We start from the raw sequence: 15161 nt of genomic DNA on the forward strand, positions 1-15161 counted from the left end.
CGTGGTACTTGCCGGTGAAGGAGTATTCGGTCGAGTAGCGTGCATTGACGGGGGGAGCATCGGCATCCTTGACCTTCTCCTGACTCGCCGGGTCGAACGTGGATGCGCGCATGTCCAGCTCGAAAGGCTCACCGTGATCGATGTAGCGCAGCCGGCCTTGGTCGACGGACAGCGTGCTGATGCGCAGCTTGCTCGGCTCGTCGCTTTCCGATGGCTCGGCGAGCGTCCAGTTGCGGCGATCATCGGCCATGCGCTCGAAGACGAGATCAGGCCGCGTCAGGGCCACACGCGGCACGAGGATCTTGTCCGGAAGGTCGCGAAGAGACACCGAGAACTCGACCATCTCCGCCTGCGCCATCGCCTTGTCCGTTGCCCACGGCGCGTTGCCGAAGTACACGTCGCGCATGCGGATGGTTGGCGTCCAGCCAAGCCGCACGTGGAGATCCGACATCCGGAATTCGCGCTCGGTCTTGCGCGAGATGAAGCGCTCGATCGGTGGTCGGACCCAGTTCCAGTCGAAGAGCACGAGGAGCAGGACCACGAGGGAAATCAGTGCACCGGCGATGACCCAGCCGCGGCCACGTTGCGAGGGCGGCTTGTGGACCCTGGCGGAAAGCCCCGAAGGCCCTTTCTCCGTTTGGGATTGCAACTGCATGCCCACACACTGAGGACAAGTGGGTCGCCGTCGTGTCGGTCGGATTCGCCCAGGCCGGTCAGGAGCAGTCTTGGCCGGGGCGCGAGCGTGAGCAAGAGCCGGATACACAAAGTGTGCGCGGGTAAATCACGTAAAACCCGTGGCGACGTCCTTCTGTATTGCTAGCATGCGGCATGCCTAGCATTCGAAGTCTGGATGCGATTTCCACGGTACTGGCGGCAGAGGGACCTCCTGCCGCCTTGGCGTACCTCAATGACGGCGTCCCGCACCGCTTCACCGCTGTCTACCGATTCGCCGGCCCCATCCTTCACAACGTTTTCCTTCACGACAAGGCCGGGCGGATGCGGCCCGACTTCTTGGCGGTGGTCCCTTTCAGTCGCAGCTTCTGCCAGTTCGTTGTGAAAGACCGTTCGTTCCGTACCGACAACTCCGTTGCCGACCCTCGCCTCTTCGGTCATGCGTTGCGAGGAATCGTTATTTCATATCACAGCGTGCCAGTGCTCGACCATGCGTCGGGAGAGCTGTGGGGCACGCTTTCTCATTTCGACATGCGGCACTTGACGCTCCCCGATGAAGAATTCGAGCTCTTGCAAGGGGCAGCCTCGCTGCTTCCACGCTATCTGGTGACCATTTGAATCAGATCGTGTGCGAACCTAGGAAGCCACGCTAGAGGCCCGCACGGTGGTCCGGGGCGTTTGCCGGATCCAGCGCATCCTCGCGATGCACCGCCGCCCCGCCCTCGCCTCCCGTTTGCGCGCCTCCGCCGCGTCCACCGCCCCCGGACCCACTGCGTTCATTCCGGCCGCTCCGCTGCGTCGTCCCGCCGCCCCGGAGAGGCCCTTGCTTCGGAATCTGAAGCTGAGCGGGTATGGGGTCCAGATCCAGCACGTCACGAATGAAAGTGCGCAGCGACACGACCAGTTCTGCCGTTTCGACCGCACGGCCTTCCACCATGCCTTGCGCGGCCCGGGCCGCCATGCGCACCTGTTCCTCGGTTCCGAGAAGAATGATGTCCGACAGCGCCGCCTCCACGGCGTCACGGATGCGGCGGCGTCGATCCGATCCGGCGACACCCTCCCGGGAAGCTGCCGCCTCCTCGATCACAGTCCGTTGCGTTGAACCCGCGTCATTGGACCTCGAGCCCTCTGCGCCTTCCCTCAGCCGGATCTCGCGAAGGTGGCTCGGGTCTACCGCAAGGTCGCCCGTGAACGAGCTACCCAGCGTCTTGTACGCCGCGATGAGCGTCTTCAATCGCTCGTTGATCTGCCGGTTCTGGCGTTCCCGTCGCTGCTGTACCCCGTGCATGATGAGCAGGCGGACTCCGACGGCCACGAGCGACACCAGGACGAGCCCGACCAAGGTCGAGACGATGCCTTGCCAGGAGCTGAAGTCGATGGAGTTGCGCAAAGCAGAATGGACTGTGGCGAGGTTTGCTGCAACGAACGGACCGACACGAACAAGGGTCGGCGACCCGTGGGGTCGGTCCGGTCAGGACCCGGCCTGTTGGGGCTTTGGCGTCGAGACGGGCGGCGGCGCATTGGTGCCGGGCGGGCGGACCCGCTGGCAGATCATGCGACCCGTCTGCCGGTCCCAGTGGCAGGACCTGTTCGATTTCGGCGCCGGGGCCGGAGGCTCCGCCGATACCGCAAGACCGGCAAAGGCGACGGCGCTGAGCAGGAGGAGTTGTTTGAGGTGTTTCACGGTGGCAGCTTACCGCAGCAGCGGTGTCGCCGTCAGCCCTGAGCTGGCGTCAAGCAGGCGTCCTCGCCCCCAGGCCGATCGGTTCGGGCACTGCGTTGACGATGCGCGTGAAGAGTGCGCTGTAGTCAGGCTCCGGTTCGCAGCCGGTGAGCGGATCGCGGTTGGCACTGAACGCCTCGTCGAGGTCGCTCCAATCGTCCTGCGTGAGCACCTTCTCCGCCAAGGGGAGGATCTCGCGCTCTTCCATCGCCATATGGGCCAGGTAGAAGTCGACATAACGCTCGACGGCCTGTTCGAAGGCTTGCCTGCGGGTCTCGCCCAGCATCTCGAAGGCCAGCAAGGCATGTTCGACTTCGCGGATTCTCCGCTCCCCGCGCGCATGATCGTCGTCCAGCCGGTCGAGCAGCGCGCGCGACATGGGGGTTCGTGCCCGCAACTTCGGGAACAGCAGCTCGGACTCCTTGCGGTGATGCCGCTTCTCCGGGAACTCGTCGACATAGAAAAGCATGGCTCGCAGGGCTGCGAAGTCGGGCAATGTGCCCTGCCGGCGATGCTCGGCCAGCAGCAGGAGGATGGAGCGCAGCATCGCCGAAAGAGCCGAATGCTCGTCGCGAATGATGTTAGTGGTCGTGTGCGTCATGAATGTCTCCGGTGGATGGCCCTAGCCTCCCACTTCGTCCAGCGCACGACCTTGCCGTGGATCAAGGAAACGCTTCGAAGAGCTCCTCATGATCCAATGCGCCTATGGCAAAGCGAAGCGCCGGTCTGCTCATGTACCGCCGCACCGGTGGCGTGCTGGAGGTGCTGCTCGTGCACCCGGGCGGTCCATTCTGGGCTCGCCGGGATGAGGGTGCCTGGTCCCTCCCGAAAGGGGAGTACGCGGTCGAATCCGAAAGTGCGCTCGACGCGGCGAAACGCGAGTTCGCCGAGGAAACCGGCTTTGCTCCAGGATCGCCACTTGCATCCCTGGGCGACACCCGCCTGCGCAGCGGCAAGATCATTTCAGCCTGGGCATTTCCAGGCGACTGCAATCCTGAAGACATGGTCTCGAATGACATGGAGCTGGAATGGCCGCCCCGTTCCGGAAAGCTCGCCGTTTTTCCGGAAGCCGATCGCGCCGCATGGTTCACGACGGATGTGGCGCGCCAACGCATCCATCCCGGCCAGCGCGTTTTCGTCGAGCGACTGGAAGCCCTCGGCGTCTGAGCGATCGCGGAACCGTGCGCCGACTGCTCAGCGCAGGTCCTGCACGGCGTCGTGCTGCCCTTCGGAAACGGACCGCCAGGCCCCCAGCACGCGCCGATAGGCGGCGAGATAGCTCGTGACCATCTTCTCCGCCGAATAGTGCGAAGCGTTCTCCAAGCCCAAAGTGCGCATCTCCTCGAAGCGCCCTGCCGCCTGCTCGATGGCGTTCGCCATGGCTTCGGGATCATGCGGGTCCACGTAGCACGCACCCGGCCCTCCGATTTCGTTCATGGGCGTCAGGTCCGATGTGAACACCGGGCAGCCACAGGCCTGCGCCTCGATCAATGGCCAGCCGAAGCCTTCCTGCAGCGACGGAAACAGCAAGGCCGTGGCCCGGACGTAGAGCGCGCGCAATTCCGGATGCGACACGTCCTGCAAGGCCGTGATCCGGTCCGCGACGCCGTGCAGCGACGCCAGGTGAGCCAGGTCGGGCGACAGTGGCGGTCCGACGAGGATCAGTCGATGGACCACAGGCTTCGTGCCCGATTCGGCCGCACGCCGCTGGAGCGCGATGAAAGTCTCCACGACCGCCTTGCGATTCTTGCGCGGCAAGTCCATGCCGACGTGGATGAGATATCGGTCGTGCGCAGACAGCCCGAACCGGTTGATCATCTGCTGGGCCTCGCCTGGTCGCAGGAGGCAAAAGTTGTCGTTCAGCCCATTGAGCACCGTGGTCACCCGATGGGTGCTTGCGAGGTGCAAGGCGAGCAAGGCGCGCTGGGTCGCGTTCGAGACGCACGCGATCAGGTCGGCCTTGGCAAGTCCCGAGGCGATGAGGCGTTGGAACACGCGCCCGGTCCATCCGACATTCCACCCTTCGACCATCCCCTTCGCGGCCTGGACGGCAATGACGTCGTGACAGGTGATGATGGTCGGCTTGCTCTTGACCCACCGCACGTACATCCCGTTGGAGTGGTCACAGATGTGCACCACGTCGGCCCAACGGGACTGCATGACGAGGCTGGGGATGAAAAGGACGTATTTGTCGATGTACCCGAGCCATTTCCACAGACGGGAACTGGGCGCTACCCGCTGCACGCGCCGAGGCGGCGTGACCACACGCAATTCACAGCCATGGTTGGGGAGTTCGCGCTCGAGGACACGACTGAATGCCTGCATGCTGGCTTGGGCGTCCGGCACATAGTTGCCTACGAGTAAGACTTTCATCAGGTGATGGCCCTTTCGAGGCGGCGTTGGGTGGAGTGCATTGGGACTCGAAGGCTTGTACTACTTCAGAATTACAGATGGCGTCGGAGATTTGCACCCTGCCAGGCAATCCTTCGCCTACATGGTGAGGCAGTGGATCAGGAGCAACGTGCCGCCGCACATGCCGTTTTACATTCATCCTTCGTTCACCCAGGATCGCAAGAATCGCGCCGCTGACGGCGAGCGCGGCCGCCTGGCATTCTCGACCTGCGGGCAAGCAGGCCGATTCTCTCGTTCCCCCTCCGGTCAACCCTTCGCAATTCCGGCCAATGCCGGAAGAACGCCGCGATCGCTTGTGCCGGACGGATCGGGCGGGCGGGCGTGGACAATGGCGACAAAAAGACAACAACTCCGCGAAAGGGACCCACAAAGGTGCAATCCAACAACATTATCCCCACGCCTCCCGGTGCAAGCTCCCGACGGGTCCGATGGCTGCGTCCACGAGCGTGTGCATTGGCGGTGTGCGGCCTGCTGGCAATCTCCAGGCCCGCGCTGGCGCAGTCGACGATCAACCTGGATCTCTACAAACAGCCAGCATGGGAACTGCTCATCGGTCCCTACGCACTGCACTGGAGCAATTCGGACGAGCACACCTACGTCGTGCTGCTCGGTATCGAACGTGCGGAAGCCGACGGCTGGATCTGGGGCTTCTCGGCCTTCCGGAACTCCTTTGGACAGGCTTCTGCCTATGCCTACTACGGCTATCGATGGGACAACCTGTTCGGCAATCCGGCGCTGTATTTCAAGCTCTCCGGCGGCGTCATCTACGGCTACAAGGAGCCGTACGAAGACAAGGTGCCCTTCAATCACAACGGCTTCGGCCTGGGGATCATTCCGGCCATCGGCTACCGGATCACGCCCGTGGATGCGGTGCAGGTCGGTGCACTCGGAACGGCCGGCCTGATCTTCACCTACAACCGGCGCTTCTGACCCCGCAGGGCTCTCGCCCGCGATGAAGGCAAGCTGAACGGATGCTGATCCGGCTGTTAAGGAGCCCTTCAGTGACGGCGCCTATGGTGCGCCGATGCCTTCAGCCCCCGGTACTTCCGCCCTTCTCGCGCAGGGCGGCGGAGCCGCGGCGCCGGACCCGCCGCCCGACGGTCCACTCTCTTTCGTCCAAGCTGCGAAGCGCTGGGCCTCCCGACCGCGTTCGCCGCGACGCATCGTCGTCTGGCTGAGCTTCTACCTCGCCCTCGCTGCCAATTGGCCCTTGTGGACCGAGCTGGCGCGCATCGGCGGGGCGCCAAGCGTATACCTCCCGACGATCGCATCGGTCGGTCTGCTGATGACTTGCGGGACCGTGGCCCTGCTGTCGCTGACCGCGTGGTCGAGCTGGATGAAGCCCTTGTGGCTTGGTGTCGTGCTGCTCGCGGCCGTGGTCCAGTACTACATGCTGGGCTACCGCGTCGTGGTCGATCCGACGATGCTCTCGAATGCACTTCAGTCCGACGCCAGCGAAGTGCGAGACCTCCTCAGTTGGCGATTGATGGTCAGCGTGCTGCTGGTAACCTTTCTGCCGGGCTGGTTCCTCTGGCATGTCCGCGTCGAGCGGATCTCCCTTCTTTCGCAGACCTGGCGCAATGCGACGCTCCTGCTTGCCGCGACTGCGGCAGCCGCTTGCGGAGCGCTGGTCATGAACCGCCAGCTGGCGCCGCTGATGCGCAACAACGCGCATCTGCGCTACATGATGAATCCCCTGGCGACGCTCTATTCGGCGGGCGCCCTGGTCATCAGGCCGATCTTCGGGCATCGGCGCCGCTTCATTCCCTTGACCGGTGTCGTGGCGCTGGGTCCCGGCTACGCCACGCAGGCCAGGCCGCCCCTGCTCGTGCTTGTCGTCGGCAAGGGCGCGCGCGCGGACCACTTCGGGCTCAACGGATATGCACGCGATACGACGCCGGCTCTCGCAGCGCGCCACGCTCTGAGCTACCGCGATGTGCGCTCTTGTGGGACCAGCACGCTGGGCTCGGTCCCGTGCATGTTCTCCGGCCTGGGCAAGGAGGGATTCGAGGCCAGCAAGGATGACCACGACAATCTGTTGGACGTGCTCCAGGCCGCGGGCCTGGCCGTCTTCTGGCTCGGCAACCAGACCGGCACCTGCAAGGGCGTCTGCGACCGGATTCCGCACGCCACAGCCTTCGACCACCTGGACGCGGGCACGCGCAGGGCGCTGTGCGCTGGCAATGAATGCCTGGACGACGTCATGCTCGATGGACTCGACAAGCGCATCGAAAACCTGGCCGCAGGGCGTCGGGAGAAGGGTGTCGTCCTCGTCTTGCACCAGATCGGAAGCCACGGGCCCGACTACTACAAGCGGTCCTCGCCCGACGCGAAGCGCTTCATGCCCGAATGCAGGACGAACGTGCTCGGCCAATGCAGCCATTCGGAGTTGATGAACGGCTACGACAACTCCATCGCCTACACCGATCGCTTTCTGGGCGGGCTGATCGACTGGCTCCAACTGAAGTCCAAGCAGTTCGACACCGCCCTCCTCTACATCGGCGATCACGGCGAATCGCTCGGCGAGTACGGGCTCTTCCTGCACGGCGTGCCGTACGGCTTCGCGCCTGAAGCGCAGAAGCAGGTGCCCATGGTCACGTGGTTCAGCAGCGGCATGCTTCGCCGCACCGGCCTTTCGCTCTCGTGCATGGAGAGCGGCCTCGACGTGCCGCTCACGCATGACAACCTCTACCACGCGGTCCTCGGACTGATGGACGTGCAGACCGCGTCGTACATCGCGGGGCTCGACCCGCTGTCGAGCTGCCGCGAGCCGCGGCGACCCGGATGACCCGCATGCGCATCGAGTCGTTCAGGTTGAGGACAGGTGCGCGTCATAGCATCAAGAAATGCTGACGCAGGCGCCTTCTTCAACGCCTCGCCAGGCTCAGCCCCTGGCGAGGCGCCATGCTGCTCCCGCCGCTGCGCATCGCGACGTTCGCAACGCCGGCGCCGAACGGCCCTTGCCTTCCGGGGTGCTGGCGCTTCTGCTGGCCGTGTTGGCGGTGGTCTGGTTCGGGTCGCTGGGCACACGCTCGCTGATCAGTCCTGATGAAGGCCGCTACGCGAGCCTTGCCTGGGACATGCTGCGCAACGGCGACTGGGTCACGCCGCGCCTGAACGGGCTGCTCTATTTCGAGAAGCCCCCCCTTCAATACTGGGTGAGCGCGCTTTTCCTTCATCTGTTCGGGTTGAATGTCTTTGCGGCGCGCCTGTGGCCGGGGCTGGCCGGCTTCCTCACGGTGCTGGCGATCGGTGGAACGGCTGGGCGGCTATGGGGCAAGGAGACGGGCATCCGCAGCCTGGCCGTTGCCGCGTCGATGACCTGGGTGTTCGGCAACGCGCATTTCCTGACACTGGACGCGAGCCTGACGTTGTTCCTCACGCTTGCCCTGTGCGCGGTGCTGATCGCCGAGCACGCATGCGACGCGGTGCACGAACGAAGGTACTGGATGTGGCTCGCCTGGGCGGCAATGGCGGGCGCAGTGCTCAGCAAGGGGTTGGTGGGTATCCTGATTCCGGGCGCCACGCTGTTGCTGACCTGCATCTGGCGCGGCGACTTCAGCTTGTGGCGCCGGATGCACTGGGTGTCGGGCCTGTCGATCTTCCTTGTCCTCGCGACGCCGTGGTTCGTGCTCGTCTCCCTGCGCAATCCGGGCTTCGCCCAGTTCTTCTTCGTTCATGAACATTTCGCGCGCTACCTGAGCAACGTCCACCAGCGCGAAGGCGCGTGGTGGTACTACCTGCCGTTGCTCCTTGGCGGGATGTTCCCGTGGACCAGCGCGCTGCCATGGCTGTGGCCGCGACGCGCGATTCCCGGTCCGTGGCGAGCCGTCGCGCCGCAGGACATCCTCATCGTGTATTCGGCCTTCGTGCTGCTGTTCTTCAGCGCCAGCGGATCGAAACTGCCGTCCTACATCCTTCCGATGTTCCCGGCGCTCGCATTGCTCATCGGGCTGCGGATCCAGCAGGCCAGCCCGCGCGCCCTGTCCCGCCATCTGTCGTTTCCCGTCGCGGTCTGGACAATCGTGTTGCTCGCCTCGACGCAGAGTTTCCGGATCAACTCGCACTCCACGCCGGCCGAAGTCTTCGCCCAACTCGGCACCGGTGCCCGCTGGGGCGCGGTGACCTTCCTGTCGTTCGCCGCCCTGGCCTGGTGGCTGCTGCGGCGGCGCAGTGCCACATTGGCCATCGCGACACTGGCGCTCGGCCATGTCATGAGCATGGCGGTGGTCATGGCGGCGCACAACCCCTTCGGCCAACTCAAGAGTGCGGAGCCCTTCGTCTCTGCGCTGGAACCGGTACTTCAAGCCGGTGCTCCTCTCTTCGCGGTCCGCGCCTACGACCAGACGCTTCCCTTCTACCTGCGCCGCGACGTGACGCTGGTGGACTACCAGGACGAGTTCGCCATGGGACAGGCGCTGGAGCCGGCCCGTTCGATCGCATCGCTCGACGAGTTCGTCGCTCGCTGGCAGTCGCTTCCACAGGCCGCGGCCTACATGGACTTTCCGAGCTATGGCGAGCTGCATGAGCGCGGTATTCCGATGCGCGTCATCTACCAGGACTCGCGGCGAGTCGTGGTGTCAAGGCAATGAAGAACATCGATCTCAGCCCTGCAGCCTTTCTTCCCTTCACCCGTCCATCGATCGACGAGCGCACGATCGCGGAAGTCTCGGAGGTGCTCCGCTCGGGATGGATCACCACCGGGCCGAAGTGCCAGGCGCTCGAGGCCGCGTTGTCCCGGCGCTGCGGCGGACGGCCCGTGCGACTGGTCAATTCCGGCACGGCCTCCCTCGAACTGGCATTGCGGCTGTGCGGCATCGGTCCGGGCGATCAGGTCATCACCACGCCGCTGAGCTGGGTCGCCACCGCCAACGTGGTGCTGGCGGTTGGTGCCACACCGGTGTTCGTGGATGCCGACGCGACGACGCGCAACATCGACCTCGACCGCATCGAAACGGCCGTCACACCGCGCACACGGGCACTCATTCCGGTCGATCTCGCCGGACTGCCCGTGGACCGCACGCGGCTCCATGAGATCGCGACGACGCAAGGCCTGCGTGTCATCGAAGACGCCGCGCAATCCTTCGGCGCCCAATGGGACGGGCACGCCATCGGCAGCTTCGGCGACCTGGTCTCCTTCAGCTTCCACGCCAGCAAGAACCTCACCTCGGGCGAAGGCGGCTGCCTGGTGATGAACGACGAGGAGGAGGCACGGCGCTTCGAGTTGCTGCGGCTGCAGGGCATCAAGCGCCTGGACGGTGGCGGCATGGATGTGGAGGCCTGGGGGGCAAAGGCCAACATGACGGACATCGCGGCAACGATCGCCCTGGGCCAGCTTCGCAGGATCGATGCCTTCAACGCGAGCCGCCGTCGCCTCGCCCGGCGCTATTTCGAGCGCTGGGACCGCACGCTCGGCTTCGATCTGCCGCCCGGGGATGCGCAAGGCAACGGCAACTGGCACATGTTCCAGCCGCTGCTGCCACGCGACCTGGCATCGGCGCGCGCGGACTTTGTCGCGGCCATGAAGGACCAGGGCATCGGCGTCGGCGTGCACTACCCCGCGATGCACTTGTTCTCGATGTTCCGGGCCATGGGCTACGTCCGCGGTGACTTCCCGGTGGCCGAGGATATCGGCGCGCGCACGGTCACGTTGCCGCTCTTTCCGGCCATGACCGACGCCGACGTCGACCGCGTGTGCTGCAGCGTGGTAACGGTGGTTGCTCAGTTGCGGAGGGCTCGGCCATGACGATCCTGAAGGCGGTTCCCCACCACGATCCCGACACCGTGATCCCGCCCGACGCCCCGGCGCTGAGCGTCGTGATCCCGGTCTACAACGAGGAACAAGGCCTCGCGGCCTTGTTTGCAAGGCTGTATCCGGCGCTCGACGCACTCGGGCTGTCCTACGAGGTGATCTTCGTCAACGACGGCAGCCGGGACCGCTCGGCCGCACTGCTCGCGGCGCAGTTCGAGCGCCGCCCCGACGTGACCCGGGTCATTCTCTTCAATGGCAACTTCGGCCAGCATCGGGCGATCCTCGCGGGCTTCGAGCACTGCCTGGGCGATCGCATCGTCACCCTCGACGCGGACCTGCAGAACCCGCCCGAGGACATCCAGCTGCTGCTGGACGCGATGGACCAGGGGCACGACTGCGTCGGCTCGATCCGCCGCGTCCGCCAGGATTCGACCTGGCGGCGCTGGGCATCGCGGGTCATGAATCGCCTGCGGCATCGGCTCACCGGCATCGTGATGACCGACCACGGCTCCATGCTGCGCGCCTACAGCCGCAATGTCGTGCAGCTCATCAACCAGTGCAACGAGATGAACACCTTCATCCCGGCGCTGGCGTTGCAGTTTTCGCGCAACCCGGCCGAAGTGGAGGTGAGCCATGAGGAGCGGCATGCCGGCGAATCGAAGTATTCGTTCTACAGCCTGGTGCGCCTCAACTTCGACCTGGTCACCGGCTTCTCGCTGGTACCGCTGCAGGCCTTCTCGCTGCTTGGCATCGCGGTGTCGCTGCTCTCGGCGTTGCTGTTCGTGGTGCTGGCGGCGCGCCGGCTCGTGATGGGCCCTGAAGTGGGCGGCGTCTTCACGCTTTTCGCCCTGCTCTTCCTGCTGGTCGGCCTGGCCCTGTTCGGCATCGGCTTGCTGGGCGAGTATGTCGGGCGCATCTACCAGGAAGTGCGGGCCCGGCCCCGCTACGTCATCAACGCCGTGCTCGAACGCAAGCGGACATGAAGCCCGATCTGCCCGCGCGAGCCATCGTCTTCGCCTACCACGACGTCGGCGTGCGCTGCCTGCGCGTGCTGCTGGACGCCGGAATCGAGGTGCCGCTGGTCGTCACGCATGCCGATGCCGCCGGCGAGAGCATCTGGTTCGGTAGCGTGGCCGAGGTCGCGAAGCTGCACGGGCTGCGTTGCGTGTCACCGACCGATCCCCATGTGCCGGAACTGCTGGCCGAAGCCACGACGGCGGAGCCGGATTTCCTGTTCTCCTTCTACTACCGCCACATGCTCAAGGCGCCGTGGCTGCAGTTGCCGCGCCGCGGTGCCTACAACATGCACGGCTCGCTGCTGCCCCAGTACCGTGGCCGGGCGCCGGTCAACTGGGCAATCATCGAAGGCGCGAGCCGCACCGGCGCCACGCTGCACCGCATGAACGAGAAGCCCGACAACGGCGCCATCGTCGATCAATGCGCAGTGCCGATCCTCAACGATGACACCGCGCGCGAAGTCTTCGGCAAGGTGGTCGTCGCGGCGGAGATCGTGCTGGCGCGCAGCCTGCCGGGCCTGCTGGCCGGCACGGCCGAGGAAATCCCCCAGGACCTTTCGCACGGCCGGTACTTCGGCGGCCGCAAACCGGAAGACGGGCAGATTCCCGCCGCGGCGAGTGCCCGGCAGATCCACAACCTCGTGCGCGCCCTTGCACCGCCCTACCCCGGCGCTTTCTGCCGGATCAACGGAAAGCGGATCGGGATCGACCGCACCCGCCTCGTCGAGCGCGAACTCCACGCACCCGCGGGGGGCCTTCGATGGCTGAGCGACGCCGGTGCGCTCTGGCTGCTGGCGGCCGATGGCCGCACCCTCGAAGTGCTGGATGCGCACGGGGACGCCGGCGCACTCGACGCTGCCGGCTTCGAGAGGTGCTTCGGCGGGCGCTGCATGCCGATCGACACCTGAACCACCTCCAACCACGGGTTGCCCGCCATGCTCAAAGTCCTCATCCTCGGCGTCAACGGCTTCATCGGCCACCACCTGACCCGTTGCATCCTCGAGCGCACCGACTGGCATGTCTACGGCATGGACATGCTGTCCGACCGGGTGCGGCCATGGCTCGACGATCCGCGCTTTCACTTCTTCGAAGGCGACATGACAATCAACAAGGAGTGGATGGAATACCACGTCAAGAAGTGCGACGTCGTCCTGCCGCTGGTCGCGATCGCGACGCCCGCAACCTATGTGCAGGAGCCCCTGCGGGTCTTCGAGCTCGACTTCGAAGCCAACCTGCCGATCGTCCGGCAATGCCTCAAGTACGACAAGCGCGTGGTGTTTCCCTCGACCAGCGAGGTCTACGGCATGTGCACGGATGCGGCCTTCGACCCCGAAGCGTCGAACATGGTCTACGGCCCCATCAACAAGCCGCGCTGGATCTACGCCGCCGCCAAGCAACTGATGGACCGCGTGATCCATGCCTATGGCCAGCAGGACGGCTTGCGCTACACGCTCTTTCGTCCTTTCAACTGGATCGGCCCCGGACTCGACAGCCTGCACACGCCCAAGGAAGGCTCCAGCCGCGTCATCACCCAGTTCCTCGGCCACATCGTGCGAGGCGAGCCGATCCGGCTGGTCGATGGCGGCGACCAGCAACGCGCCTTCACCTACGTGGACGACGGCATCGAAGCACTGGTCAGGATCATCGCCAACAAGGACGGCGTGGCCGACTCGAAGATCTACAACATCGGCAATCCCGCAAACAACCATTCCATCCGCGCACTGGCGGAAATGATGGTCCGGCTGGCGCGCACGCTGCCCGAATACCGCGATGCGGCCGAGGCGGTGCATCTGGTCGACGTCTCGTCGTCCGACTACTACGGCCACGGCTACCAGGACGTGACGCACCGGGTGCCGGATATCCGCTCGACCATGCAGGACCTGGACTGGAAGCCGAAGGTCGGCATGGAGGAAGCGCTGGCCAGCCTCTTTGCCTACTACCGGGACGAGGCCGAAGCCGCTGCCGACCTCGCGATCTGAGCCGATGGCCTGCATCGCGCTCAAGGTCGATGTCGATACCCTGCGCGGCACCCGCGAAGGCGTGCCGCGGTTGATGACAATCCTGCGGCTCGTCGGAGCCCGGGCCACCTTCCTGTTCAGCCTCGGACCCGACCACACCGGCAAGGCCATCCGGCGCGTGCTCCGTCCCGGCTTTCTGGGCAAGGCGGCGCGCACCTCCGTCCTGGAGCACTACGGCTTGCGCACGCTGATGTATGGCGTCCTGCTGCCGGGCCCCGACATCGGCCGGCTCGAAGCTGCCACTCTGCGGGCCGTCCGCGATGCCGGCTTCGAGGTCGGCGTGCATTGCTGGGACCATGTCGACTGGCAGGACCGCTTGCTGCAGCGCGACCCCGAATGGGCCAGGCGCCAAGTGCAAATCGCAGTGGAGCGCCACACGGAGATCTTCGGTTCGCGGCCGCGGTTGCATGGGGCGGCCGGATGGCAGTTCAACACGGCCGCCGCGCAGGCGGAGGCTGCGCTGGGCATCGAACTCGCGTCGGACACGCGCGGTTCAGGGCCCTTCATTCCGGTGGACGACGAAGGGCGCGTCATCGGACCGCCGCAGTTCCCGACCACCCTCCCCACGCTCGACGAACTGATCGGCATCGACGGTCTCGATGCGCACAACGTCCATGCCCGTCTGCTGTCGCTCACGAGCAACCGCGACCGGGACCATGTCTACACCCTGCACGCCGAACTGGAGGGCATGAAACTCATGCCCGTCTTCGAACGCCTGCTGAAAGGCTGGCTGGAGCAGGGCCACGACCTCGTCTCCATCGGTGATCTCGCGGCGGCAACGGCGCCGGTCGATCTTCCGCGACACCTGCTGGTTCAAGGCGAGGTCGCGGGACGCTCCGGCCTGCTCGCTGTGCAGGGCGCGGCCTGGCGCCAAGGCCGCGTCGAAATTTGACGCCCGTGCAATGTAGTCATCAAATGCATGCTTGCCCGGTGGCGCTCTGTAGAGAGAGGTGATCATGTCGAACAAGTCCGGTTGCAGGCAGAAGTGGCGCGGCGCGTCGGCGAATGCGAGCCTGGCCTTGTGTCTGGCGCTATCGCTGTCGGCGACGAGCGCGGAGCCTGTCTTCAAATGCGGCAACACCTACACGAACGTCCCGCCGGGCCAAGGCAAGAATTCCCCGAAGGGCTGCGTCCTGGTCGACAACACGCCTCAGCCCAAGGGCAAGGTCGAGTTCATCGCGGTCGATGGGTCGAAGCAGATCACCGTGCCGATCGGCCAGGACGGTCGCTTCTGGATCCGGGGCTCGGTCAACGGCTTTCCGGTCCAGTTCGCAATCGACAAGGGCGCGACCGTTCAGGCGGGCATTGCCGTCACCGAGAACTTCGCTGCCCGGGCCAACCTGATCGGGGGCGCGCCGGCCCACATACAGACCACCACCGGCGTGGTGCAGGGGCGTCGCATCGAGGGCGTGCCCATCAGCTTCGGCCCCTTCAAGGTCCCGGTGTCCACCGTGCTCGTCGGCCCGGTCGGAGGCAAGTCGACCGACGCCGTGCTCGGGCAGGAATTGCTCTCGCTCTTCGACATCACGGCCAATGACCGCGAGATGACGATCGCCAGCAAATGACCG

At 65.3% G+C, this 15161-nt stretch carries 15 protein-coding genes; 11 read left to right on the top strand and 4 right to left on the bottom strand.

Annotated elements, in window-relative coordinates:
• Positions 1-655, bottom strand: a 655-nt coding sequence (locus tag QTH97_RS00005; protein WP_286565906.1) for an AsmA family protein, incomplete at its 3' end; no start/stop codon positions are given.
• 173 nt (positions 656-828) lie between these two features.
• Here QTH97_RS00005 and QTH97_RS00010 point away from each other — a divergent pair.
• Positions 829-1290, top strand: a complete 462-nt coding sequence (locus QTH97_RS00010; protein WP_286565907.1) for a guanylate cyclase — start codon at positions 829-831, stop codon at positions 1288-1290.
• Positions 1291-1321: 31 nt separating this feature from the next.
• On the opposite strand, the gene QTH97_RS00015 is transcribed toward QTH97_RS00010, so the two are convergent.
• Together QTH97_RS00015 and QTH97_RS00020 are read right to left on the bottom strand one after the other, a co-directional pair.
• The gene (locus QTH97_RS00015; protein WP_286565908.1) at positions 1322-2062 is read right to left on the bottom strand and encodes a hypothetical protein; all 741 of its coding nucleotides are present in this window, start codon (positions 2060-2062) and stop codon (positions 1322-1324) included.
• 343 nt (positions 2063-2405) lie between these two features.
• The gene (locus tag QTH97_RS00020; protein WP_286565909.1) at positions 2406-2996 is read right to left on the bottom strand and encodes a hemerythrin domain-containing protein; all 591 of its coding nucleotides are present in this window, start codon (positions 2994-2996) and stop codon (positions 2406-2408) included.
• 104 nt (positions 2997-3100) lie between these two features.
• On the opposite strand from QTH97_RS00020, the gene QTH97_RS00025 reads away from it, so the two are divergent.
• Positions 3101-3562, top strand: a complete 462-nt coding sequence (locus QTH97_RS00025) for an NUDIX hydrolase (RefSeq protein WP_286565910.1) — start codon at positions 3101-3103, stop codon at positions 3560-3562.
• A gap of 27 nt (positions 3563-3589) precedes the next feature.
• Here the strand turns inward: QTH97_RS00025 and QTH97_RS00030 are convergent, their stop codons facing one another.
• Positions 3590-4768: a glycosyltransferase family 4 protein gene (locus QTH97_RS00030; RefSeq protein ID WP_286565911.1), complete on the bottom strand. Its 1179-nt coding sequence runs from the start codon at positions 4766-4768 to the stop codon at positions 3590-3592.
• 492 nt (positions 4769-5260) lie between these two features.
• On the opposite strand from QTH97_RS00030, the gene QTH97_RS00035 reads away from it, so the two are divergent.
• From QTH97_RS00035 to QTH97_RS00075, 9 genes are all read left to right on the top strand, one after another.
• Positions 5261-5737 carry a PH domain-containing protein gene (locus QTH97_RS00035; RefSeq protein ID WP_286565912.1) on the top strand — a complete coding sequence of 159 codons (477 nt, stop codon included), beginning with the start codon at positions 5261-5263 and terminating at the stop codon, positions 5735-5737.
• A 94-nt stretch (positions 5738-5831) separates the two neighbouring features.
• Positions 5832-7595, top strand: coding sequence for a phosphoethanolamine transferase (locus QTH97_RS00040; protein ID WP_286565913.1), 1764 nt, complete (start codon positions 5832-5834; stop codon positions 7593-7595).
• 58 nt (positions 7596-7653) lie between these two features.
• Positions 7654-9399 carry a glycosyltransferase family 39 protein gene (locus QTH97_RS00045; protein ID WP_286565914.1) on the top strand — a complete coding sequence of 582 codons (1746 nt, stop codon included), beginning with the start codon at positions 7654-7656 and terminating at the stop codon, positions 9397-9399.
• Positions 9396-10553, top strand: coding sequence for a DegT/DnrJ/EryC1/StrS family aminotransferase (locus QTH97_RS00050; protein ID WP_286565915.1), 1158 nt, complete (start codon positions 9396-9398; stop codon positions 10551-10553). The genes QTH97_RS00045 and QTH97_RS00050 overlap by 4 nt, the downstream gene beginning before the upstream one ends.
• Positions 10550-11542 carry a glycosyltransferase gene (locus tag QTH97_RS00055; RefSeq protein ID WP_286565916.1) on the top strand — a complete coding sequence of 331 codons (993 nt, stop codon included), beginning with the start codon at positions 10550-10552 and terminating at the stop codon, positions 11540-11542. The genes QTH97_RS00050 and QTH97_RS00055 overlap by 4 nt, the downstream gene beginning before the upstream one ends.
• Positions 11539-12483, top strand: coding sequence for a formyltransferase (locus QTH97_RS00060; protein ID WP_286565918.1), 945 nt, complete (start codon positions 11539-11541; stop codon positions 12481-12483). The genes QTH97_RS00055 and QTH97_RS00060 overlap by 4 nt, the downstream gene beginning before the upstream one ends.
• A gap of 27 nt (positions 12484-12510) precedes the next feature.
• A complete protein-coding gene (locus QTH97_RS00065) occupies positions 12511-13554 on the top strand; it encodes a bifunctional UDP-4-keto-pentose/UDP-xylose synthase (RefSeq protein WP_286565919.1) in 1044 nt (347 codons plus the stop codon).
• A gap of 4 nt (positions 13555-13558) precedes the next feature.
• Entirely contained in the window at positions 13559-14485 is a 927-nt protein-coding gene (locus tag QTH97_RS00070) for a polysaccharide deacetylase family protein (RefSeq protein ID WP_286565920.1), read from the top strand.
• 64 nt (positions 14486-14549) lie between these two features.
• On the top strand, positions 14550-15158 hold the full coding sequence (locus tag QTH97_RS00075) for a retropepsin-like aspartic protease family protein (protein WP_286565921.1): 609 nt from the start codon (positions 14550-14552) through the stop codon (positions 15156-15158).
• Positions 15159-15161: the final 3 nt, after the last annotated feature.

It is taken from the genome of Variovorax gracilis (assembly GCF_030317115.1).
Classification (GTDB): domain Bacteria; phylum Pseudomonadota; class Gammaproteobacteria; order Burkholderiales; family Burkholderiaceae_C; genus Variovorax; species Variovorax gracilis.

Coding starts and splice junctions, on each gene's coding strand:
- QTH97_RS00010 (WP_286565907.1), top strand. CDS start 829: ATGCCTAGCATTCGAAGTCTGGATGCGATTTCCACGGTACTGGCGGCA.
- QTH97_RS00020 (WP_286565909.1), bottom strand. CDS start 2,996: ATGACGCACACGACCACTAACATCATTCGCGACGAGCATTCGGCTCTT.
- QTH97_RS00075 (WP_286565921.1), top strand. CDS start 14,550: ATGTCGAACAAGTCCGGTTGCAGGCAGAAGTGGCGCGGCGCGTCGGCG.
- QTH97_RS00060 (WP_286565918.1), top strand. CDS start 11,539: ATGAAGCCCGATCTGCCCGCGCGAGCCATCGTCTTCGCCTACCACGAC.
- QTH97_RS00070 (WP_286565920.1), top strand. CDS start 13,559: ATGGCCTGCATCGCGCTCAAGGTCGATGTCGATACCCTGCGCGGCACC.
- QTH97_RS00065 (WP_286565919.1), top strand. CDS start 12,511: ATGCTCAAAGTCCTCATCCTCGGCGTCAACGGCTTCATCGGCCACCAC.
- QTH97_RS00045 (WP_286565914.1), top strand. CDS start 7,654: ATGCTGACGCAGGCGCCTTCTTCAACGCCTCGCCAGGCTCAGCCCCTG.
- QTH97_RS00055 (WP_286565916.1), top strand. CDS start 10,550: ATGACGATCCTGAAGGCGGTTCCCCACCACGATCCCGACACCGTGATC.
- QTH97_RS00040 (WP_286565913.1), top strand. CDS start 5,832: ATGCCTTCAGCCCCCGGTACTTCCGCCCTTCTCGCGCAGGGCGGCGGA.
- QTH97_RS00030 (WP_286565911.1), bottom strand. CDS start 4,768: ATGAAAGTCTTACTCGTAGGCAACTATGTGCCGGACGCCCAAGCCAGC.
- QTH97_RS00050 (WP_286565915.1), top strand. CDS start 9,396: ATGAAGAACATCGATCTCAGCCCTGCAGCCTTTCTTCCCTTCACCCGT.
- QTH97_RS00025 (WP_286565910.1), top strand. CDS start 3,101: ATGGCAAAGCGAAGCGCCGGTCTGCTCATGTACCGCCGCACCGGTGGC.